Here is a 23,489-nt window from a genome sequence, read left to right on the forward strand (position 1 = left end):
CAATAAACAATTGGAATTTGGGATTTTTATAGAATAGGGTAATTTCCCAAATAGCACTTAAAAAAGATATTCTATAAGTGTTAGTACCTTACAAATCATTAAATTTGCACCTTATTCAAAGCTATGTTAGAAAAAGAAGTTATAAATTTTGAGCGAACTGCCATTGTAGGTATTATAACTCAAAATCAGAGTGAAGAAAAACTTAACGAATATCTGGACGAATTAGAGTTTTTGACTTTTACCGCAGGAGGTGAAGTGATTAAGCGCTTTTCGCAAAAAATGGAACGTCCAAATCCTAAAACTTTTGTAGGGACAGGGAAAATAGATGAAATCAATCTTTTTGTAAAAGAAAACGACATATCGACTTTAATTTTTGATGATGAATTATCGCCATCACAACAAAAGAATATTTCCAGAATTATAGATTGTAAAATCTTAGACCGTACGAATTTAATTCTCGATATTTTTGCACAAAGAGCGGAGACCTCTTATGCAAGAACACAGGTTGAATTGGCACAATGTCAATATTTATTGCCAAGACTTTCGGGTTTATGGACACACCTTGAGCGTCAAAAGGGTGGTATTGGTATGCGTGGTCCTGGAGAAACTGAGATCGAAACGGACAGACGTATTGTACGTGACCGAATTTCGTTGCTAAAAGACAAAATCAAAACAATCGATAAACAAATGAGTATTCAGCGCAGTAATCGCGGTGCGATGGTGCGTGTGGCATTAGTAGGATATACCAATGTTGGAAAATCGACACTGATGAATGCGATTGGTAAAAGTGATGTTTTCGTTGAAAATAAATTGTTCGCAACTTTAGATACCACCGTTCGAAAAGTAGTGATTAAAAATCTGCCTTTCTTATTGTCCGATACAGTAGGTTTTATTAGAAAATTACCAACGCAATTGGTTGACTCTTTTAAAAGTACCCTGGATGAGGTTCGTGAAGCCGATTTGTTATTGCATGTTGTAGATATTTCACATCCTGATTTTGAAGATCATATTGCATCGGTAAATCAGACTTTATTAGAGATCAAGAGTAATGATAAACCAACGATTATGGTTTTCAATAAAATTGATGCCTACAAACATCTGACTATTGATGAAGATGATTTGATTACCGAAAGAACGAGAAGACATTATACGCTTGAGGAATGGAAACAAACCTGGATGGGTAATGTTGGAGAAGATAAAGCCTTGTTTATCTCGGCAACACAGAAAGAGAATTTTGAGGAATTTAGAGAGATTGTTTACGAAGCAGTTCGTCAGATTCACATCACGAGATTCCCGTACAATAAGTTTTTGTATCCGGATTACAAGGATGCAATCGAAAAAGAAGAAGAATAAAAAAACGGCTTTTGAATTACTCAAAAGCCGTTTTTGTTTTTTATTAGAATCCGAAATTAACTCCTAAGCCGAAAACTTCTCTGGTTTGAAAACCTTTAAAAGCATTGTCGTCATAAATTGCCTGGAAGGATAAATTGGCAGATAAAAATTTGTTTACTTTCATGATAATGTTCAGCGAGTAATTGATGTCTACATTTTGTGGATCTTCTAAATAATTAGAGTACAGGTTCAAAGTGTTTTCTGCAGTAACATTGGTCATAATGGCCAATTTGTAATAAACAGAGGCATAGAAACCTAGTTCGTAACGCATGCTTTTGTTGGCATCTACACCAAAATAAGCACCATCGATATAAGGTAAACCGGTTGTCTGATCAATTCCTGAGGTATAAGCGCTGTCTACAAAAGTAAATTTTGAAGTTAAGGGTGCAAAGTTTATTTTAAGATTTTCATCTTTTGACCAATAAATCCCGGGACCAGTAGTCAGATAACCCGGAGACATGAATTTGGTGTTTTCGGTTCTGATTTCTTTTCCGTTTGCGTCTTTACCATAAATGTAACCCGTGGTAAACTGGGTTCTGAAATTTAGGAAATAAGAATAGTACCATTCTCCAAAAGCTCTTTTACCTACAATCGAATTGAATTCAAGACGGTCATCTGTCTTTTTTCCAAAATCGGTATTTTTAGTTTGTAAGATACCGTAAGAAGCCAGGATTTTATTGTCCCAGGTAAGATCTTCTTTTTTGTAATTGAAATCATAGTTGATTCCTAAAGTTCCGGAAAAGCTGTCTTCACCTCCCGCAAGCCAGTTGTTAAAGCTGGATTGATTTAGCAAAAGAGAGACTGTTCCTTTGGCTTTCCATCCTTCATCCTCTATTGTATCATTTATTTTTTTTACCGCTTTTTCAGTATTTTGGATGAGTTCTTTTTCTGAATTTTGGGCTTGAACAAAAGTAAAGTTCGTTAAAATAAGAAGTAATAACGCTAGCTTTTTCATGATATCTGGTTTAAAAGTGTAAGAACAAATATACTAAATAATCGTTAAAAAGACTTATGGGATGTAGTTGGTAAGGGATGTTATTTCTTTGATTCTTTGTATAAAGGCACCGCCGAACAGGCCTCACCATACATAATACTTCTTGCAAATGGCTGTAGGTAAGTTGCTGCTAAAATGTAAGCACGGGTTGGAACCGGTTTTCGGGAGCATCCTTTTACAATTACAGGTTTGTTTTTGTAAGCAGTATAGTCAAGTTTGCTCAGTATTTCTTCGTACAAACTTGCTTCTAGATCCTCTATAGTTCCATTGATCACTTTTTTGGCGTAGGGAGCCAATTGTATGGCCACAAGAATAGAAGACCAGGCAGGAACAATAGCATCTGTGCTACAGTTTATGGCCACATATTGATCTTGATATTGCGACCAATCGTGATTTTTTAAGTGCTCTCTAAAGTCTTTTTCTTTTAACAAAAAACCTTCTAAAAGCCATTGTGATATATCGATCTGCACACGAACACCTTTTGGATAATAATCTTCAAGATCAAAAACCTCCAGGGCACTATTGGCAACTTTATTGATGATTTCTTCCATTTTTATTTAGTTTTCAGTCGCGGTCTCAGTCGTAGTATTTAACTGCGACTGAGACTGTAAACTGTATACCTTTTTAAAGCATTCCTAATTCTAATTTTGCTTCTTCGCTCATTAAATCTTTACTCCATGGCGGATCGAAAGTAATTTCAACATCAACATCTTTTATGTTTTCAATTGTTTTTACTTTCTCTTCAACCTCTCTTGGTAAACTTTCTGCAACAGGGCAGTTTGGAGAAGTTAGGGTCATTAAGATTTTTACTTCATAATCGGTGTTGACCATTACATCGTAAATTAATCCTAACTCATATATGTCTACAGGAATTTCCGGATCATAAATGCCTTTTAAAACTTTTACGATTGATTCTCCTAATTCGTTTGTGTCAATTTCTTGTTCCATTGTTTTTGTTTTTTGAACACTAAGTGTTTTTATTTTTTACCATTAAGAGATTAAGAGAAAGTAGGGCTGACGCTTTATAAAACTTAATGTCTTAAGGGTTAATTTTTTTAATTTTTGTTTTTCGAATCAAAGGCCAAAGCGTACATTTTGATGTTTTTGATCATCGATACTAAACCATTTGCACGTGTTGCGGATAAATGTTCTTTTAAGCCGATTTCGTCAATAAAATCAACATCTGCACTCAAAATATCTGCTGCTTTTTGATTGGAGAATGTACGAATCAAAATGGCAATAATTCCTTTGGTCAGAATGGCATCACTATCAGCAGTAAAGACAATTTGATCCTCTTTTTGTTCTCCTTGTAACCAAACTTTCGATTGGCATCCTTTGATTAAATTCTCGTCGGTTTTATATTCTTCTTTGATTAACGGAAGACTTTTTCCTAATTCGATGATGTACTCGTAACGTTGCATCCAGTCATCAAACATCGAAAATTCGTCTATTATTTCGTTTTGTATCTCTTTTATTGTCATAATTATTCTTTCGTAAAATCCAGCAGCAAATTTACCAATTTTTCTATCTCTTTTGGCGGATATCCATCATCGAAACCCAGAGTTTCATATGTTTTCTGATGCTGAGTGATTTTTAAATTTCCTAATGCAGCACCATCATGAAAACGTTTTTGCGTTGGTCCTTTTAGGTTTGGAATGTTTTTAATATTGATTTTTGAAAATTCAGCTACAATCTGTTTCCATTTTAAATCATCTATTTTGCTTTCAACGGGTTTCGCATTACGGCCATTGGTAACCGAAACTGTTTTATTCTGTACCACGATCACTTTGTAAGTGCCTCGGGAAACGGCAGAATATTCAATTTCAGTAGCTTTCATGTCGGCTTTTTTTTGACCGGAACAGCTTGTTCCTATAAAAAACGTTAAGAGCAATAAAGATAATATTCTCATAAAAAAGGTTTTTTTAGCTTAACATCGTTTTTGCCTTTTTAACGGCTTCAACCATTATGTCAATTTCTTCTATGGTGTTGTAGAAAGAAAAAGAGGCGCGAATAGTTCCCGGAATGCAGAAAAAACTCATAATGGGCTGCGCACAATGATGTCCGGTTCTAACGGCGATTCCCAGTTTGTCGATAATTGAACCAATATCGTACGGATGGATTCCATCTATATTAAACGAAATCACAGAGGCTTTATTTCCGGTTCCGTAAATTTTTAAACCTTCAATTTCTAATAAACGTTTTGTTGCATGCTCTAATAAATGCGCTTCGTGCTCATGAATAGCATCAAAACCAATGTGATTCAAATAATCAACGGCAGTTCCTAAAACGATCCCCCGGCAATATTTGGAGTTCCTGCTTCAAATTTATGAGGCAAATCAGCATAAGTCGTTTTCTCGAAAGTAACTTCTTTAATCATTTCGCCACCACCCTGATAAGGAGGTAGTTTGTTTAGCCATTCTTCTTTTCCGTAAAGAATTCCGGTTCCGGTTGGTCCACACATCTTATGCCCTGAAAAAGCATAAAAATCACAATCTAAATCCTGAACATCAGGTTTTAAATGCGGAACAGCCTGCGCACCATCAATCAAAACCGCCGCACCAACAGCGTGGGCTTTTTCGATCATATATTTGACAGGGTTGATAATTCCTAATGCGTTTGAAATATGATTTACTGTTACCACTTTGGTCTTTTCAGACAATAAGGCATCATAGGCTTCCATTATAAGTTCGCCTTCTTCATTCATCGGAATAACTTTTAGAGTTGCTCCCGTTTTTTCACATAACATCTGCCAAGGCACGATATTACTGTGATGTTCTAATGAAGAAACCACTACTTCGTCTCCAGGTTTTAAAATGGAAGCAAAACCATTGGTCACTAAGTTGATTCCGTGAGTAGTTCCCGAAGTAAAAAGTACTTCGTGCGAAAATTTCGCGTTGATATGATGTTGGATTTTTACTCTTGAAATTTCGTAAGCATCAGTTGCCAACTGGCTTAAAGTATGAACCCCACGATGAATATTGGCATTAATTTCCTGATAATATTTTGCAATCGCATCAATCACAATTTGTGGTTTTTGTGAAGTTGCGCCGTTGTCGAAATATACTAAAGGTTTTCCGTTTACTTTTTCTGAAAGTATCGGAAAATCAGCTCTTATTTTTTGGATGTCTAACATGTCTTATTTAGAAAAATTCTACTTACAAAAGTACTAAAACAAAATTGGTTTATCCATTAAAACTATAATTTCCTTTTATGGTGCTATCAATTGAGAATTTGTGTATTGTTTCTTCAAAATTTGCCCGCGTTCTTTAAATTTTATGAATTGTATTTCTAAAATAAGTTGTATAATCTTGATTGTAAATTATTTATATTGCATTAAAATTATTTTTAGCGCTATGAAAAAATTTCTAAAATTATTTGCACTTGTTTTAGTTCTTGCATTTTTGTATTTCGGGTTTACTACTTATCCCAAATTGGATTTGATTTCCGGTTTTTCGGCCAAAAGTATTGCGTCAGGTCATTTTATTGATCATCGCTCGAAGGAATTAATCGAAAAAACCGATAATGATATCAAGATGATTACTTTGGCGACCAACACCATTAATGATGCAGGAAAATTTGCTGCCTCTACGGTTTATGGTTTCAAAGAAAGAAAGGCGATTTACAGGGAAGGGCTGGGAGCAACCCTGATCAATGATGATTATGATATTGCAAAGCCTTATCTGCTTCCAAAAAGAACCAAATTAGAGAACAACCTCTCTTTTCCTTATGGGAATAAAGAGCCCAAGGATACCATGTTTTCGAATGTGGACTATACCAAGCTGAAAAAGGCAGTAGACGGTTCTTTTGATGCAGCCGGAGAAAAGGTGAAACGAACGCGTGCTGTGGTAATTCTGTATAAAGACAAATTGATTGCTGAAAAATACGATACAGGTTTTAATAAAAACAGTAAGATTTTGGGATGGTCGATGACTAAAAGTATTACGAGTTCGGCTTTTGGAGTTTTGGCCAGACAACGAAAAATAGATATCTATAAACCTGCTCCAATTGCAGAATGGCAAAATGACGATCGTAAAATTATTACGACTAACGATTTGCTTCATATGAATTCAGGTTTGGAATGGGAGGAGGATTATACTAAAATTTGTGATGCTACTGAAATGCTTTTTCAGGCAGAAGATATGGGGAAGGTACAACTGGATAAACCGGCTAAGTTTAAACCCAATACGCATTGGTATTATTCTTCCGGAACCACTAATTTATTATGCCGAATTTTAAGAAGTCAGTTTAAAACACAGCAGGAATATCTTGATTTTTGGTACAGCGCCGTAATCGATAAAATCGGAATGAACTCGATGATTGTGGAGCAGGATATGTCGGGGATTTTTGTGGGATCTTCATACGCTTGGGCAACAGCGAGAGATTGGTCAAAATTTGGATTGTTGTATTTGCATAAAGGAAACTGGAACGGAGAACAGGTTTTGGATGAGAGTTGGGTAAAGTATACAGCAACGCCAACAAATACCTCTAAAGGGGCTTACGGTGCGCAGTTCTGGTTAAATGTCGGAGGGAAGTTTCCTGATGCACCTCGTGATATGTTTTACTGCGACGGTTATCAGGGGCAAATGGTAGCGATTATTCCGTCTTTAGATCTGGTAATCGTTAGGATGGGAGTGGACAAAGCAGGACCCGGTTTTGATTTTAATGAATTTTTGAAAGAGGTTATTTCTTCAATAAAAAAGTAAATTTAACCGCAAAGACGCCAAGTAAAAAGCGCAAAGTTCGCAAAGTTTAAAACTAAACCCTGCGAACTTTGCGTAACTCTTTGCGAACCTTGCGGTCAAATCATTTTACAAATCAAATCCTAAATTCACACCTAATTTTGTAGCGATGATTTTAGTGATTCGTTGTTTTAATTCTGGTATTTTAATGCTTTCGATTACGGCATTTGAGAAGGCGTACATCAATAAAGCTTTAGCTTCTTTTTTCGGAATTCCACGCGATTGCATGTAGAACATTGCAGTTTCGTCTAATTGTCCAACAGTACAACCGTGAGAACATTTAACGTCGTCAGCAAAAATTTCTAATTGTGGTTTGGCATTGATGGTTGCTTTGTCGCTCAATAAAATATTGTTGCTTTTTTGGAAAGCATTTGTTTTTTGAGCTTCTTTTTCCACCAAAACTTTTCCATTGAAAACTCCTGTTGAGCGGTCAGAGAAAATTCCTTTATAATCCTGGAAACTCTCACAGTTTGGCTGTGCATGGTTTACCAAGGTATAATGGTCAACGTGTTGTTTGTCATTCAAAATAGAAATTCCGTTAAGCGTACTTGTCAGTCTTTCTCCAAAATGGTAAAAGTTTAAGTTGTTACGCGTTAGGTTTCCTCCAAATGAAAAAGTATGAACATAAGCATGACTTTCCTGTTGTTGAGAAACGTAAGTGTTGTCTACTAAGTTTGCTTCGCTATTATCATTTTGAATTTTATAATAATCCACAATAGCACGTTTTTGAGCAAAAATCTCGGTAACCGAATTTGTTAAAACCGGGTTTTCGTTCAGACTCTGGTGGCGCTCGATAATTTGAACATGTGAATTTTCGCCCACAATAATAAGGTTTCTCGGCTGAACCATTAACGCAGCTTCATTACCCGTCGAGAAATACATGATTTCGATAGGTTTGTCGGCTACTTTCTTTTTTGGGATATTGATAAAAGCTCCTTCACTTGCAAATGCGGTGTTCAGCGAAGTCAGACTTTCCTCTTTACTTGCAATCTGATTGAAGTAAGTATCAATAATCATTTTATATTTTGGTTTGGTCAATGCCGATGACATCAAACAAACATCGATTCCGTCATGTGTAGTTGAAGACAAATGGGAGCTGAATACACCATCGATAAACACTAATTTATAAGTGTCGATTTCATGTAAAAAGTATTTTTTTACCTGATTAAACTCGATTGCATTCTCTTCCTTAGGAAAAACCGTAAAGTCATTTTTTAAGATGGCATTTAGCGATGTGTATTTCCAAGCTTCTTCTTTTTTGGTTGGGAAACCTTTATTTTCAAAGTTTTTTAGTGCTTTGGTGCGAATGTCATGCAAATCTGAATGTACATCGACACGCTCTTCAAAAGCCATAAAAGACGATACTAATTTTTCTTTTAAATCCATTGTTCTTTTGTTTCCTTTGGGTTTCAGGTTTCAAGTTTCAGGTTGACTATTGGAACTTATTTCTTTGAAATCCGTTTTTTGTTTCAGGTTTAAAGTTTCTGTTTTTTATTGAAACTTATTTCCTTTGAAATCTTTTTTATTGAGATAAGTGATAAAGTTTTTTATTTTGCCACTTAAATTTTCGTAATCTTTTTTTAAAGCTTCAAATTTTTGTTTTGAAATATATTCAAAATCAAAAACCCGGTATAATTGAGATCTTGTTTCTCCAGCAGATCCTTTTGCAATGGATAAAAATTGTCGAAATTCTAAATTTCCATCTCTTTCAAAACCTTCAGCGATGTTATCCATTACTGAGCCGGAAGAACTTTTTATTTGATTTTTAAACCTGAGATCTGATTTTAAGTCTGTTTCAGTTGCAATAAGATGAATTTCTTTTGCTAATCGTCTGGCTTCTTTCCAAATTTCTAAATCCTCAAATCTATTAATCGTTGCCATATTTCTGCTTTTCGTTAAATAAGTTTAAACTTACAAAAAAGTAGTTTAACTTGAAACTAAAAAAACATGAAACCTGAAACGAAAATTTAGTTTTCTGCTTTAATCCAGTCGTATCCTTTTTCTTCCAATTCGTAAGCTAGTTCTTTTCCTCCTGATTTTACGATTCTTCCGTTGTAAAGAACGTGAACGAAATCCGGAACGATATAATCTAACAAACGTTGGTAGTGTGTGATTACGATAATGGCATTTTTCTCGCTTTTCAATTTGTTAACTCCGTTAGCTACAATTCTAAGCGCATCGATATCAAGACCAGAATCGGTTTCGTCAAGGATAGCTAATTTTGGCTCTAACATTGCCATTTGAAAAATCTCATTTCTTTTTTTCTCTCCTCCTGAAAAACCTTCGTTTAGCGAACGGGATAAAAATTTACGATCGATTTCTAATAATTCCGATTTCTCACGAATTACTTTTAGCATTTCATTAGCAGGCATTTCTTCCTGACCGTTTGCTTTACGAGTTTCGTTGATTGCAGTTTTCATGAAGTTGGTTACACTAACTCCGGGAATTTCTACAGGATATTGAAAAGAAAGGAAAACTCCTTTGTGCGCTCTTTCTTCAGGAGCAAGATCGGCAAGATCTTCTCCATCAAGGAAAACTTCTCCATCAGTAACTTCATAGTTTTCGTTTCCGGCAATTACAGCCGAAAGTGTACTTTTTCCGGAACCGTTTGGTCCCATGATAGCGTGTACTTCGCCAGCTTTTACTTCTATATTAATTCCTTTAAGGATTTCTTTATCACCAATTGAGGCGTGAAGGTTTTTTATTGATAACATTGTTTTTTTATTTTATATAAATGTCAATTCTATTTTTGTTGTTTGGTTTAGGATGTTGGCATTAAAATGCGCGTGTCCTAAATATTCCATGCCCAGATAATCGGCTGATTTTTTGAACGGAATGTAAAAACTATCTTCAATTTCATTATCGTGTGAATTGGAAATCACACCAATTTTCTTTCCTCTGAGTTTTCTTCCGGTTTCTTTTTCAATTCGGATTAAATCCGAAAAGCGATCAAAGAATACCTTCATGATTCCACTCATATTATACCAATATATGGGTGTTGCAAAAATTAAAGTGTCGTATTTTTCGATGATCCTTTTTATTAAAGGAAAAAAATCATCTTCTCTGTTCTTGCTTTCGTAATCATAATAGGAAATATTATAATCACTCAGATCAATTACTTCTATTCCGGTTTCTTTAGAAATTTCATCCGCAATTCGGGTTGTATTCCCGTTTTTTCTGGATGAACCTAAAATGATTACTTTTTTACCTTCCATTTCGTGATTAACCTACAGATCCTTCTAGAGAAATTTCTAATAATTTTTGAGCTTCAACAGCAAATTCCATTGGCAATTTGTTCAAGACATCTTTACTGAAACCGTTTACAATTAAGGCAATCGCTTTTTCAGTCGGGATACCTCTTTGGTTGCAATAAAAAACCTGATCTTCTCCAATTTTACTTGTTGTTGCTTCGTGCTCTATTTTAGCAGATGGATTTTTACTTTCGATATATGGGAAAGTATGTGCTCCGCAATTGTTCCCCATTAAAAGAGAATCACATTGCGAAAAGTTTCTGGCATTTTCTGCTCTCGGACTAATCTGAACTAATCCGCGGTAACTGTTTTGTGATTTACCAGCCGAGATACCTTTAGAAATAATAGTCGATTTAGTGTTTTTTCCTAAATGGATCATTTTAGTTCCTGTATCGGCTTGTTGGTAATTATTGGTAACGGCAATAGAGTAAAATTCTCCAACCGAGTTGTCTCCTTTTAATACACAAGAAGGATATTTCCAGGTCACAGCAGAACCTGTTTCCACCTGTGTCCATGAAATTTTAGCGTTTGTTTCGCACAAACCTCTTTTGGTAACGAAGTTGTAAACTCCACCTTTTCCTTCTTTGTTTCCAGGGAACCAGTTCTGAACGGTAGAATATTTAATTTCAGCGTCATCTAAAGCGATTAATTCAACCACTGCAGCGTGCAATTGGTTTTCGTCACGACTTGGAGCAGTACAGCCTTCCAGGTAAGATACGTAACTTCCTGCGTCGGCAATAACCAAAGTTCTTTCGAACTGACCTGTTCCTGCCTGGTTGATTCTGAAATAAGTTGAAAGTTCCATTGGGCAACGAACGCCTTTTGGGATGTAGCAGAAACTTCCGTCAGAGAAAACGGCTGAGTTTAATGCTGCGTAGAAGTTGTCTTTTTGAGGGACAACAGTTCCTAAGTACTTCTTTACTAATTCAGGATGTTCTTTTATAGCTTCTGAAATCGGGCAAAAAATGATTCCTTTTTCAGCAAGTGTCTTTTTGAAAGTAGTGGCTACAGAAACAGAATCGACTACAATGTCCATAGCGACATTGTTCATCATTTTTTGTTCGTCCACAGAGATTCCTAACTTTTTGTACATTTCTAAAAGTTCAGGATCTACATCATCCAAAGTTTTGTTTGGATCTACTTGTTTGGGTGCTGAATAATAGGAGATGGCCTGAAAATCAGGTTTCTCATAATGTACGTTAGCCCATTCCGGCTCAATCATTTCTTTCCAGGCACGAAAAGCTTCAATGCGCCAGTCAGTCATCCATTGAGGTTCTTCTTTTTTAAGAGAAATAGCTTTTACGATGTCTTCGTTTAAGCCAATAGGAAAGGTCTCCGATTCAATATCAGTATAAAATCCGTATTCGTATTCTTTAGTTTCGAGTTCGATTTTTAAATCGTCTTCTGTGTATTTTGACATTTTTTAGTTTTTTAAAACACTTAAGAAAAGGGTTTTTCTTAAGTGTTTAAATTTTTGCTTTTGTTAGATTCTTTTAATTTATAGCGAAAAAGACTCTCCGCAACCACAAGTTCTGCTTGCATTTGGATTATTGAATACAAATCCTTTTCCGTTCAATCCTCCTGAAAATTCAAGGATTGTTCCGGCTAAATACAGGAATGATTTTTTTTCAACTGCAATTGTTATGTCGTTGTCTACAAATATTTTATCGTCGTCGCCTTTCGTTTTGTCAAATTTTAAATCATATGACAAACCAGAGCATCCGCCACTTTTCACACCTACTCTTACGTAGTCGCTAGCGGCATCAAAACCATCATCTTTCATTAAGTCGATGATTTTCTTTTTAGCTGTATCAGAAACTTTTATCATTGTTTATAGTATTTGTTTGTGCTTTCACTTCAAGCTGCATTCAAAACGGTAATCCAATTATTACATTTTAAAGTGCTGTCTTTCAATGTTGAAATGAAATTATCTGCAAAGATACGACTTAAAAACCTTTTTCCATAACGGTTCACATTATTATAACAAATGTTAAAATAGATATTAGTTATTTTAAAGAAGGGAGGTGTTATTTCTGACCCATAAAAAAGGAATAAGAAGCATTCAAATTCCATTTATGAAATGAAGTTTTGATTTTTTTAAACAAAAATATTTAGCATAAGGGAATTGTATTTCCTAGCTTTGTTTTCCTATTAGAAATATATCCTCATGAAACTTTACCCTATAGAATCCGGAAATTTTAAATTAGACGGAGGTGCCATGTTTGGCGTTGTTCCGAAAACCATCTGGAACAAAACCAATCCGGCCGATGCCAATAATTTAATTGATATTGCGGCACGCTGCCTGCTTATAGAAGATGGAAACCGCCTGATTTTGATTGATACCGGAATGGGAGACAAACAGTCGGAGAAGTTTTTTGGCTATTATTCACTTTGGGGATCACATTCAATCGATAAATCTTTGGCGAAATATGGTTTTCACAGAGATGATATTACCGACGTTTTTATGACACATTTGCATTTTGACCATTGTGGTGGGAGTGTGCAATGGAATTCAGATAAAACAGGGTATGAGCCGGCTTTTAAAAATGCCAGATATTGGAGCAACGAGAATCATTGGGAGTGGGCAACAAAACCCAATGCGCGTGAAAAAGCTTCTTTTCTTTCAGAGAATATTTTACCCATGCAGGAAAGCGGACAGCTGAATTTTATTAAGCGTCCTGAAAATGATTTTGGCTTTTCTGAAGAATTGAACTTTGGAATTTATTATGTAGACGGTCATACCGAAAAACAAATGATTCCACATATTAAGTATCAGGATAAAACGATCGTTTTTTGTGCCGATTTGTTAGCTACGGCAGGGCATATCCCGTTGCCCTATGTAATGGGTTATGATACTCGACCTTTACTAACGATGCCCGAAAAATCAAAATTTTTGAATGCTGCTGCAGACAACAATCACTATTTGTTTTTAGAACATGATGCCCACAATCAGATTATAACGGTGGAACATACTGAAAAAGGAGTTCGATTGAAGGAGGTTTTTACCTGCGAAGAAATTCTTTAGAAGAGACTTAAATATAAAAATCCCATTTCAAATTGAAGATGGGATTTTTTAGTTGAACTAAATTGTATTGTTTATTCTAGGATCACTTTTTTAGCCGAAGCAGCATCCTGATTGATTAAGTATACATAATAAACTCCTTTTGGTAAACCTTGTAAATTTATGGTATTAGTGGTGTCACTTGAATTTAAGGTAAATGATTTTACAAGTTGTCCTAAGCTGTTATAAACATTTGCTTTTTCTAAACTTGCATTTTGAATGTTTACTTCGCCTTTTGTTGGGTTTGGATAGATTGTTACTTTTTCAAAATTGTTGGTATCAATACCTAATGTTTTACAAGTGTTAGAATAAGTGGCGCTTTTTTCTTTAATGTTTGCCCAGTTGGCATTTGAATAATCGGCATCATCCACTTGTATACAGCTTAGTGTTTTGTTTTCTAAGAAGCTGGTGTATATGGCGGTAGCAGCATTTTTTCCGGTTTGAGAGGGTAATATAAAATTTTTGTTATTACCATTTTGAATATTCAGTGAAGTTAACGGGTTAAATTCAAGGAAAACAAGTTCTAAAAGGGGATTATGTGATAAATCTAGTGATGTCAACTGATTCCAGGCAAGATTTAATCTTTTTAAACGAGGATTATTGCTAAGGTCTAAAGTGGTTAATTGAGCATTATCGAAATATAAGTCTTCTAATTTTGGATTAGAAGAAACATCTAGTTTTGAAATTTTAGTATAGACGCAGTTTAACTGCAAAAGATTAGGTTGATTTGATACATCTAATGTTGTTAGATCATTGTGACCGCAATAAAGTGATTCTAGTTCAGGATTTGCTGATAAATCAATGCTAGTTAACTCATTTCGATCCGCCGTTACGTAATGAACTTTTTTATTTTGCGATAAATCAATGGTTGAAATTTGATTCATACTAAACATTAAATTAAAGAGTTCTTTGTTTGCAGTAACATTCAGAGCTTTTAGTTTATTGTCGTGCAGTGATAATTTCTTAAGTGATTTGTTCTGACTTACATTAATCGACTGTATATTGTTATAGTTAAGATCTAGGTAGGTCAATGACGTGAAATCTTCTATACCTTTAACATCACTAATATTGGAATTAGAAAGGTCTAAGAAGGTTACTTTACTGATACTTTCGGTTGCAACTTTACCATTTTTACCATCTTTATCAATTTCGAGAGCAATCAATTTATCTTCGAAATTAAAATCTGGAATTAAGGTGTATCTGGTACAGTCTACATTGTAGTTTGCAATCGCATCTTTGAAAGCAGTCCAATTAGTATTGGCATAAACATCGTCGTCAACTTGGATGCAATTTAAATTAGGATTATTCTTGAAATTAGAGTTTACATCAAAATTTATATTATTCCCATTCTTTAGATCTAAACTTTCTAAAGAATTATTGGTACAATTAAGAAGGATTAAAGCTTTATTTTGAGAAAGATCTAAAAGAGACAATAGATTCCCGGAACAATTTAGAGAGTTTAAATTGGTAAAACCTTTAATTCCGGTTAAGTCTTTTATCCCACTTGAAGCAACGTCCAAAGAAGTTATATTTTCGATATCGCTGTTTAAAACAGATCCGTTTTTACCATCGGTATCTATGTTTAGTGTTATTAATTTATCTTCAAAAGTCGGATCTGGGATTGCTGTAGCTTTATCGCAATCTATAGTTGTATATGTTGCTGACGCATCTTTGAAATTTTCCCAAATTTTGTTAGAATAAAGTGCATCATCGACTATGATACAAGTTAGTAATGGTGTTCTTGTAAAATTAGTAGCATTGTAAGTAATTTGCATATGGCGGTTGTTTCCATTTCTTATATTTATCGTAGTCAATAATTTATTTTCAGGGCATGTTAAAGATGATAAAGATGTGTTTTTAGAAAGATCTAAACTTGTTAACAGGTTTGAAGCGCACCATAATGAAGATAGATTTTTATTGTTGGATGTATCAATATTGGTTAGTTTGTTCGAATCGACGCTTAGAAGTCTCAAATTAACATTTTGAGAAAGATCGAGATTTGTTATTTGATTGTAAGCTAGTGATAAGTATAATAGAGCAAGGTTTTTTGATGTATTTAATGTTGTTAGATTGTTGAAACTTGCTTGTAGGGATATTAATTGCAAATTTTGAGAGATGTCAAGACTGGTTATCTTGTTGGACATGCAACTTAATGACGTTAAAGCTTTAAAATCCTGAATTCCGGTTAAATCAGTAATATTACTAAAATAAAGATCTATTTCGGTAATAGTAGAAACTTTTGAAGTTAGAACTTTTCCGTCTGGAGCTCCAGAGTCGATTCCTAAAGCAATTAATTTTTTTTCAAAATTAATATCCGGAATTAAGGTGTAAGATTCAGGAGCGATACAAGGGGTTGAGGAAAAAGATGTAGTTGGGTCTTTTTTGGCTGACCAATTTGTATTTGCAGCTGCAACATCACTAACCTGAATACAAGTTAATTTTGGATTTGATGTGAAAGAGATTTGATTGCTAAGTAAGGATGTATTGTTAGTGAGATTTAAACTTGTCAATAGATTCTCTTGTAAATATAAAGTAGTTAGTCCCGGATTATTGGAAACCTCTAATGTTTCGAACTTATTTTGACGAAGGTCCAGACTACGCAAAGCTTTATTTTGAGAAAGATCTATCGTTGTTAATTGACTGTTTGCTGCAGTGAAAGACTCAAGAGCTTTGTTTTTGGTTAGATCATGACTTTTTGATAAATTGTTTCCGGAGACGGACAAATAAGTAAGTTTTAAATTTTGAGATACGTCAAGATCTGTTATTTTATTTTGATTAATAGTAAGTGTTTCCAGAGCTTTATTAGCGGTTAAATCAATATTTGAAATTTGATTTGAGCTCACATTTAATTGAATTAATGAAAGGTTTTTGGTAACATCTATAGTTGTTAGAATATTTCCTGCAATAAAAAATTTCTCTAATGATAAATTTTTAGTGATATCAATTGTTGTCAGTTTATTATAAGGACAATAGAGCAATTTTAAGGCTAAATTTTGCGATACGTCTAAGTCTGTTAGCTGATTTCCGGAGCAGTATAATGTGGTTAGCTTTGTGTTTTTAGTAACGTTTAATTTTGTCAATTTACCTGTTACTCCTCCATTAGGGTCGGAAGTTCCCGAGCAATACAAGGTTTCTAAGTTAGAAAAATCTTCAAGCCCTGTTAAGTCATAAATTATTGTGGCGGCAAGGTCTAAAATTTTAACTTTTATAATATTGGCAGTTAATACTTTTCCATCGGCAGTTCCGGAGTCAATTCCTAATGCAATTAACTTGTTTTCAAAATTAACATCTGGAATCGCAGTGTATTGTTGCGCATAAATAGAAAAATTTACTAGTAATAGTAATACAAGTAGTTTTGTTTTCATAGAAAATTGATTAGGAGGTGCAAGTATACGATTTGTGATCGGTATTTCTTTACGGAAAGACGTAATGGTTTGGCTGATTTTTTTTGGTTTCGAGAGGGCATAAAAAATCCTGTTTTCAGTATATCGAAAACAGGATTTTTTGGTTTAACTAATTGTAATTATTAAGATTTTAATTGGTTTTGAATTTCCAAATCTGACCGATTGTTTCTCCTCCTTTATTGTCTTTTACAACAACTTTCCAGAAATATTCTTTTGAAGTGCTAAGTGTTACATCAAATGAAGTTGAATTTGTATTTTCGGCAACTTTTGCTGTTGGTGGATTCGTCGTTCCAAAATACACATCATAAGTAAGAACATCATTACTGTCAACATCTGTGGCACTCCATTTTAAAATAGCCGTTGTTGTGTTCAAAACGGAGTTTATAACAGGCTGTATTAATTCCGGAGAAAAGGGCAAGTGATTGACCACTGCATCACCACTGGTGTAGAGTTTAAAAGTAGCGGAATAAGTGCTTGCCAGTCCTTTACTGTCGGTCGCTTTAACTCTCCAATAATAGGCAGTGTTTTTCTCCAATGCGATTGAAGTAGTATTAGTAGTTACTTCGGATGATTTTGCAATTTGTGCAAACGTATTTTCTTTTGCTACCTGAATCTGATAGGTTATGGCATCTTTATTTGAATCGGTAGATAGGTCCCATTGAAAAGAAACGGTATTATCGACACATAATTTGTTATCAGCCGGAAGTTTTAATGCAGGTACAGTTGGTGCCTCATTAGCTGCTTCCGGAGATCCTGAATCATCGCTGCCGCAAGCGGCAAATAAAAGACCAATGATGGTGAGGGATATAAACTTCTTCATCTTTATTTTTTTATAATTTTAATGTATTCCGGAGTCTCTAAATAGATTTTGGCAGCATAAATTCCTGACGGTTGATTGTCAAGATTTAATAACACTTTTCCGTTTTCAATCGTGTACGTTTGAGTCGAAACCAATTGACCCGAGAAGTTGTATAGTTCTATTTTAACTTCATTTTTAGTGCTTGGAATCTCTATTTCAAAACTACCTGAAGTAGGGTTTGGATAAGCCGATAAAGTTTGTGACTCGAAATCTGAAACCGATACTTTTTTGGCAAAAATACCTTCACAAGCTTTTGCAGTCGCTACTTCTACTAAGCCATTTTTAGTAACATCTATAGTAAAAGTGGCCTCATTGGTTTGAAATTGCTCTGTTCCGTTAACAAATACGGTAAATGGAGCTGTTCCTTGCGTAATTTCAACAGCAACCGTTTTAGCCGTTACGCTGGATTTTCCGGAAACAGTACCCCCTTTTGCAATGGTAACCGTAAAGTTTTGCTCGAAAATTACATCCGGAATCGTAATTTTAATCTTGTAGCTTCCTGGAGCCAGAGCCGTAATTTTTAAGCTGTTGTTGGCAAAAGTATAAGACTTATCATTTATAGTCGCGGTATACGCAAATGCTGCTTTCCCTGTGATACTTATTTCGCCATTATTTTCACCAAGACAAGATTCACTTTTTGTTTCAATGGTAAAATTGTTGGCAGGCAAACTTAATTCTCCGGTACATTCTGTATTATAAGTTGCAAAGGCATCTTTGCTATACGGCCAATTCGTCTTTGCATAATTTACATCATCAACCATAATACAATACAGTTTTGGATTTGATGAAAAAGAGACATAATTGTTGTTTAGTAAAGTGTTTTTACCATTTTTAAGATTCAAACTCGTCAATTGGTTAGAGTTAACCGTTAAAGTGGTTAATAGCGGGTTTTGCGACACGTCTATTGCTCCAATTTTATTTTCGCTTACTTCCAGCCCGGTTAATAAAGTATTATTTGAAACGTCAAGAGTGGTTAATTGACATTTTTTAACATTCAAATAAGTTAATGCTTTATTTTTAGAAACATCTACCGCTTTTAATTCCGTTGAAAAAGCACTTAAAGTTGTCAACTCCACATTTTTAAATGTATTTACTACTGCTATTTTATTTCCATAGATAGCGAGTTTTTTTAATGCTAAATTGGCAGCCACATCAATGTTTGTAAGCTGATTGGAACCCACTTCTAAATCCTCTAAAGCAAGATTTTGAGACACATCAAGAGTTGTAATTTGATTGTTATTAAGACGAAGCGTTTTTAAAGTTTTATTGGCTGACAGATCTATTGCTGTTAAATTGTTGAAACCGAAAGTTACCGATTCCATAGCAGTGTTTTTAGAAAGGTCTAAACTGCTGATTTTATTTTCACGTAAGTCAATATACTTTAATTTAAGATTGTTAGAAAGATCTATTTTAGTAATTGCTCCGTTATAACAGGTCAGTTTTTCTAATGCTGTAAAATCTTCGATCCCTTTTAAATCTGTAATTTTATAAGTGGAGTCAGTTACATCTAATTCCTGAAGATTTTTAATGCTGGAAGTTGCAATTTTTCCGTTTTCACCATCTTTATCAATACCTTTTTTGATTAAAACTTTTTCAAAGTTACTGTCCGGGATTAACGTATACTGAACATTTTCAGGACATATTCCGGTAGAATAACTGGCTTGTGAATCTTTTGCAAACCATTTCTCCGTAGAGAATGCCGCATCATCAACCTGAATGCAAAGTAAATTTGGATTTTCGGTGAAATTTCCAAAAATCATACGTTGCATGTTGGCATTGTTTCCATTCTTTACATTTAAACTATAGAGATTATTGCCTGCACAATCAAACTCTTTTAAACTTTTATTTTTAGAAACATCCAGATTTGTAATTTTATTAAAACTTGCACTTAGAGTAAGCAGCAGCGTGTTTCTGGAAACATCTAAAGTCTGAATGTTGTTAGAACTACAATTTACGTTAGTTAGTAAAGTGTTGTAATAAACCGGTAACTCGCTCAGTTGATTTTTAGAACAATTTAAGGAAGTCAAAGAATTAAAGTCCTTGATTCCGGTTAAGTCTTTAATATTACTGTTCGAGACATTTAAAGAGGTGACATTAATAATACTGGCCGTTAAAACTTTTCCGTTTTTACCGTCCTGATCAATTTGTAGCGCTATTAGTTTATCTTCAAAATTGGAATCAGGAATTGCAGTATATGCTGCTACAACCGGACATGAGTTTGAATAACTGGCAGTTGCATCTTTAAATTTTGCCCAGTTTGCATTAGAATACGCAACATCATCAACCTCAATGCAGGTTAATTTTGTATTGACAAAACCGGCATAAGCAAAGGTATTGGTTGAGAAGTTTTTATTGTTCCCGTTTTTTAAATTCAAATAGGTTAAATTCGAATTATAGGCACAAGATACACCCGTTAATAAAGTGTTTTTAGAGACATCCAAAGTTCTAAGATCGTTAAATTCACAATATAATGACCCCAGTTTTGTGTTTTTAGAAAGATCCAGTATTTTTAGATCGTTGCGTTCTACACCTAAATATTGAAGGTTAGTATTGTTCGAAACGTCTAAGGTTTTGATACCGGTTTCTGAACCGCTAAGGGTAACCAATGCCGTGTTTTTGGTGACATTTAGTTCGACTAGAGGATTTTGTCTAATGTCTAAAGATTTTAAAGCTGTATTTTTTGAAAGGTCAACTTTAGAAATTTTATTTTTAGTTACACTTAAAATCTCTAAAAATAAATTATTTGAAGTATCAAGTGTTGCTATGTTATTGTAAGAACAATCTAAGTAGGTAAGATTTTTAAGTGCTGAGATGTCTAGTTTTGTCAGTTTACTAGGTGTAGAATAGTTGGTAGCAGAACAATCTAATGATTTTAAATTTTTAAAATACTCTAATCCTGTTAAATCCGTTACTAATCCTCCGTTGAAATACAAATTCTCGGTGCTTTCCACTCTTGATTTTAGAACTTTCCCATCTAAAACACCATCTACGTTATTGCTGATTAAGGCTTTTTCAAACGCTGCATCTGGAATTAAAACATATTCCGGAGCTGTGCAGGTTAAAGAATAAGTAACATGCGCATCTTTAGATGTTGTCCACTTTGCATTAGCATAAGCAACATCATCCACAAGTATACAGCTTAGACTTGGATTGTTTTTCAAATTGATAGAGCTTATCTGACTATTTTTACCGTTTTGAAGGTTCAAAGTTGTCATTTCAAGATTTGCATTACACATTATGGTAGACAAAGCAGTGTTTTTGCTTAGGTCTAGTGTGCTTAGACGATTTGACGGAGCGCTTAAGTACACTAAGTTTTTATTTGCAGAAACATCTAATGAAGTTAATTGATTTGAACCGCAATACAGGTAAAGCAATTTGGTATGTTTTGAAATGTCTAACGAGGTGAGTTGATTGGAAATGCAGCTAAGAACTACTAAATTCAAATTATTAGAAATATCGAGAGTGGTCCATTTAAGATTCTGAATGTCCAGCTCCTTCAAGTTTGTATTTTTAGAAATGTTTAAACTTGGTAAAGAAGTAGATCCACAATACAAATAAGTTAAGACCAGATTTGTTGAAAGATCAAGTGAAGCAATTGGGTTATTGCTTATACTTAAGCTTTCCAGAACAGGGTTCGCAGCGGTACTTAGAACAGAAATTTTATTATAGTTAATACCTAAAGTAGTCAATTTCGGATTCTTAGAAATGTCTAAACTGCTAAGTTGATTCCCTGAAAGATGTAAAGAGGTCAAATTAGTATTTTTAGAAACGTTTATCGCTTTTAGTTTACCATTTCCTCCGGCACCGGTATATGAACTTGCATTACAACTTAATGTCTCTAAAGCCTCAAAAGCCTCTATTCCTGTTAAATCAGAAACTGTCGAAGCTTCAATAGTTAACGATTTAACGGTTTTGATCTTATCAGTCAATACTTTTCCATCGGCAGCTCCTGAATCGATTCCAAGCGCAATAAGTTTACTTTCAAAATTGACATCCGGAATTAGCGTATAGGCACAATCTATACTATAACTGGCCGATGTATCTTTTGTAGGACTCCAGTTTGTGTTAGCATAAGTTACATTGTCAACCAGTATACAATTTAACTGAAGATTCTGCTTAAAATTAGAAGTTTGAGCTTGAAGTCTGTCGTTATTCCCATTTTTCAGATTTAAAGAGACCAGCTTATTGTTGTTACATCTTAATGAAATGATCATGCTATTTGATGAAACATCAAGGTTTGTAAGTTGATTGCTTCCACAGTCTAACTCTTTTAAAAATAAGTTTTTAGAAACGTTTAAAGCCGCAATTTTATTGTTGTACGCGTTTAGAACAGTCAGCTCAGTATTTGCGGAGACATCTAAAGTGGTAATTTGGTTAGTGTAACAAAGTAAATCGGTTAAGAGCGTATTTTTTGATATATTTAAACTTGTTAACAAATTTTCTCCACAGTATAACTTGGTTAAAGCGGTAGTATTGTCAAGGTTTAAATTGGTTAGTTTATTGCCTGCAACATTTAGTTCCTTTAAGAGTTTACTATTCGATAGCTCTAAAGAACTTAATTGATTAAAGTTAACATTCACCGATAACAAATTGGTGTTTGTTGACAGATTTAAACTGGTAATTTTATTCGTCTGCGCATAAAGATTCTGTAAAAGAACATTTGCGGTAAGGTTTAATTCGGTCAGTTGATTTTCGCTAACATCCAGTCTGGTTAATTTTTTGTTCTGTGATAAATCGATCTTTGTTAATTGATTTCTTTTACAAGATAAATAGGTGAGCGATGTAAAGGCTTCAATCCCGGTTAAGTCAGAAATAAGCCTGCTTTCAACTTCTAACGAGGTTACAGAAGCCACATTTGCCGTTGGTATTTTTCCGTCAGGATTACCTGAATCAAGACCCAGGCTGATCAGTTTGTTTTCGAAATTGATATCCGGAATCAAGGTAGTAGCGGCACAATCTGTACTGAAACTTGCTATTCCGTCTTTTTGGTTAGACCAATTCGCATTAGCATCTCCCTCGTTATCTACCTGAATACATTTTAGATCCGGGTTTAATCTGAAGCCTACATTAATAAGGAAAAAATTCTTCCCGTTTTGTATATTCAAACTGGTTAGTTTATTTAAGGAACACTGTATGGTAGTTAGTTTAACATGTTTAACGAGGTTAAGATTCTCTAGCAAATTATCATAACACGTCAAGTTGGACAGATTCAGGTTGGAAGACAAGTCGAGAACCTTGATTTTATTTTTGGCACAATTTAAACTGGTTAGCATCAATTGATTAGAGGTGTTGATGCTTGTAAGTTGATTGTCGTCACAAGAAAGGGTTGTAAGTGCTTGGTTGTTAGATAGATTTATTGTTGTTAGAAGGTTCTTGGAACAATCTAAATTATCCAACAGAGTATTTTTAGACAAATTCAACTGTGTCAATCTGTTAGAGGAACAACTTAGTCTTTTTAAACTAATAAAATCTTCAATTCCGGTAAGGTCAGTGATGGAGCTGTTATCAACAAACAAAGTAGTGATACCAGCTACATTGGATTTTAAAACTTTCCCGTCGGGAGCACCTGAATCAAAGCCCAGACTTATTAGCTTGTTTTCAAAATTCACATCAGGAATTGAAGTGTACTGTTGTGCATGAATCGAAAAACTTGCTAACAACAGTAAGAAGAGTAGTTTTGTTCTCATAGATTAGATTTATAGTTAGGTCGGGCAAGTGTACAAAATGAAACTGATATTTCCTTACGGGAAGACGTAATCTGCAGAATTTAAATGGTTAACATAAAAAAG

The 23,489-nt window shown here is 34.5% G+C and carries 17 protein-coding genes and 1 pseudogene; 3 read left to right on the forward strand and 15 right to left on the reverse strand.

Annotated elements, in window-relative coordinates; genetic code table 11:
• Positions 1 to 123: 123 nt before the first annotated feature.
• Positions 124 to 1,353 carry a GTPase HflX gene (gene hflX / locus OLM61_RS08455; protein ID WP_264525934.1) on the forward strand — a complete coding sequence of 410 codons (1,230 nt, stop codon included), beginning with the start codon at positions 124 to 126 and terminating at the stop codon, positions 1,351 to 1,353.
• Between the two features lie 43 nt (positions 1,354 to 1,396).
• Here the strand turns inward: hflX and OLM61_RS08460 are convergent, their stop codons facing one another.
• From OLM61_RS08460 to OLM61_RS08485, 6 genes and pseudogenes are all read right to left on the reverse strand, one after another.
• The gene (locus OLM61_RS08460) at positions 1,397 to 2,347 is read right to left on the reverse strand and encodes a DUF3078 domain-containing protein (RefSeq protein ID WP_264525935.1); all 951 of its coding nucleotides are present in this window, start codon (positions 2,345 to 2,347) and stop codon (positions 1,397 to 1,399) included.
• Positions 2,348 to 2,427: 80 nt separating this feature from the next.
• Entirely contained in the window at positions 2,428 to 2,937 is a 510-nt protein-coding gene (locus OLM61_RS08465; RefSeq protein ID WP_264525936.1) for a DUF2480 family protein, read from the reverse strand.
• A gap of 73 nt (positions 2,938 to 3,010) precedes the next feature.
• Entirely contained in the window at positions 3,011 to 3,334 is a 324-nt protein-coding gene (locus OLM61_RS08470) for an SUF system Fe-S cluster assembly protein (RefSeq protein ID WP_017494560.1), read from the reverse strand.
• A gap of 107 nt (positions 3,335 to 3,441) precedes the next feature.
• On the reverse strand, positions 3,442 to 3,867 hold the full coding sequence (locus OLM61_RS08475) for a SufE family protein (RefSeq protein ID WP_264525937.1): 426 nt from the start codon (positions 3,865 to 3,867) through the stop codon (positions 3,442 to 3,444).
• Positions 3,868 to 3,869: 2 nt separating this feature from the next.
• On the reverse strand, positions 3,870 to 4,295 hold the full coding sequence (locus tag OLM61_RS08480; protein ID WP_264525938.1) for a hypothetical protein: 426 nt from the start codon (positions 4,293 to 4,295) through the stop codon (positions 3,870 to 3,872).
• Positions 4,296 to 4,308: 13 nt separating this feature from the next.
• Positions 4,309 to 5,519 (reverse strand): annotated as a pseudogene (locus OLM61_RS08485) (aminotransferase class V-fold PLP-dependent enzyme).
• A gap of 220 nt (positions 5,520 to 5,739) precedes the next feature.
• Here OLM61_RS08485 and OLM61_RS08490 point away from each other — a divergent pair.
• On the forward strand, positions 5,740 to 7,089 hold the full coding sequence (locus OLM61_RS08490) for a serine hydrolase domain-containing protein (RefSeq protein WP_264525939.1): 1,350 nt from the start codon (positions 5,740 to 5,742) through the stop codon (positions 7,087 to 7,089).
• A 105-nt stretch (positions 7,090 to 7,194) separates the two neighbouring features.
• Here the strand turns inward: OLM61_RS08490 and sufD are convergent, their stop codons facing one another.
• From sufD to OLM61_RS08520, 6 genes are all read right to left on the reverse strand, one after another.
• The gene (gene sufD, locus OLM61_RS08495; RefSeq protein ID WP_264525940.1) at positions 7,195 to 8,511 is read right to left on the reverse strand and encodes a Fe-S cluster assembly protein SufD; all 1,317 of its coding nucleotides are present in this window, start codon (positions 8,509 to 8,511) and stop codon (positions 7,195 to 7,197) included.
• Between the two features lie 105 nt (positions 8,512 to 8,616).
• Positions 8,617 to 9,006, reverse strand: coding sequence for a four helix bundle protein (locus tag OLM61_RS08500; protein ID WP_264525941.1), 390 nt, complete (start codon positions 9,004 to 9,006; stop codon positions 8,617 to 8,619).
• Positions 9,007 to 9,092: 86 nt separating this feature from the next.
• Positions 9,093 to 9,839, reverse strand: a complete 747-nt coding sequence (sufC, locus tag OLM61_RS08505) for a Fe-S cluster assembly ATPase SufC (RefSeq protein WP_017494567.1) — start codon at positions 9,837 to 9,839, stop codon at positions 9,093 to 9,095.
• Positions 9,840 to 9,851: 12 nt separating this feature from the next.
• A complete protein-coding gene (locus OLM61_RS08510; RefSeq protein ID WP_264525942.1) occupies positions 9,852 to 10,340 on the reverse strand; it encodes a flavodoxin family protein in 489 nt (162 codons plus the stop codon).
• Positions 10,341 to 10,347: 7 nt separating this feature from the next.
• Positions 10,348 to 11,796 carry a Fe-S cluster assembly protein SufB gene (gene sufB, locus OLM61_RS08515; RefSeq protein ID WP_264525943.1) on the reverse strand — a complete coding sequence of 483 codons (1,449 nt, stop codon included), beginning with the start codon at positions 11,794 to 11,796 and terminating at the stop codon, positions 10,348 to 10,350.
• A gap of 78 nt (positions 11,797 to 11,874) precedes the next feature.
• The gene (locus tag OLM61_RS08520) at positions 11,875 to 12,204 is read right to left on the reverse strand and encodes a HesB/IscA family protein (RefSeq protein WP_055097560.1); all 330 of its coding nucleotides are present in this window, start codon (positions 12,202 to 12,204) and stop codon (positions 11,875 to 11,877) included.
• 339 nt (positions 12,205 to 12,543) lie between these two features.
• On the opposite strand from OLM61_RS08520, the gene OLM61_RS08525 reads away from it, so the two are divergent.
• Positions 12,544 to 13,401, forward strand: a complete 858-nt coding sequence (locus OLM61_RS08525; RefSeq protein ID WP_264525944.1) for an MBL fold metallo-hydrolase — start codon at positions 12,544 to 12,546, stop codon at positions 13,399 to 13,401.
• A 71-nt stretch (positions 13,402 to 13,472) separates the two neighbouring features.
• On the opposite strand, the gene OLM61_RS08530 is transcribed toward OLM61_RS08525, so the two are convergent.
• The 3 genes from OLM61_RS08530 to OLM61_RS08540 all read right to left on the reverse strand — a co-directional run bounded on the left by OLM61_RS08530 (position 13,473) and on the right by OLM61_RS08540 (position 23,387).
• Positions 13,473 to 16,802, reverse strand: a complete 3,330-nt coding sequence (locus tag OLM61_RS08530; protein ID WP_264525945.1) for a T9SS type A sorting domain-containing protein — start codon at positions 16,800 to 16,802, stop codon at positions 13,473 to 13,475.
• A gap of 169 nt (positions 16,803 to 16,971) precedes the next feature.
• Positions 16,972 to 17,661 (reverse strand): hypothetical protein, encoded by a 690-nt coding sequence (locus tag OLM61_RS08535; protein WP_264525946.1) that lies wholly within the window; start codon positions 17,659 to 17,661, stop codon positions 16,972 to 16,974.
• A 2-nt stretch (positions 17,662 to 17,663) separates the two neighbouring features.
• Positions 17,664 to 23,387, reverse strand: a complete 5,724-nt coding sequence (locus tag OLM61_RS08540) for a T9SS type A sorting domain-containing protein (RefSeq protein WP_264525947.1) — start codon at positions 23,385 to 23,387, stop codon at positions 17,664 to 17,666.
• Between the last annotated feature and the right edge of the window lie 102 nt (positions 23,388 to 23,489).

Origin of the sequence: Flavobacterium sp. N502536 (genome assembly GCF_025947345.1) — a bacterium.
GTDB lineage: Bacteria > Bacteroidota > Bacteroidia > Flavobacteriales > Flavobacteriaceae > Flavobacterium.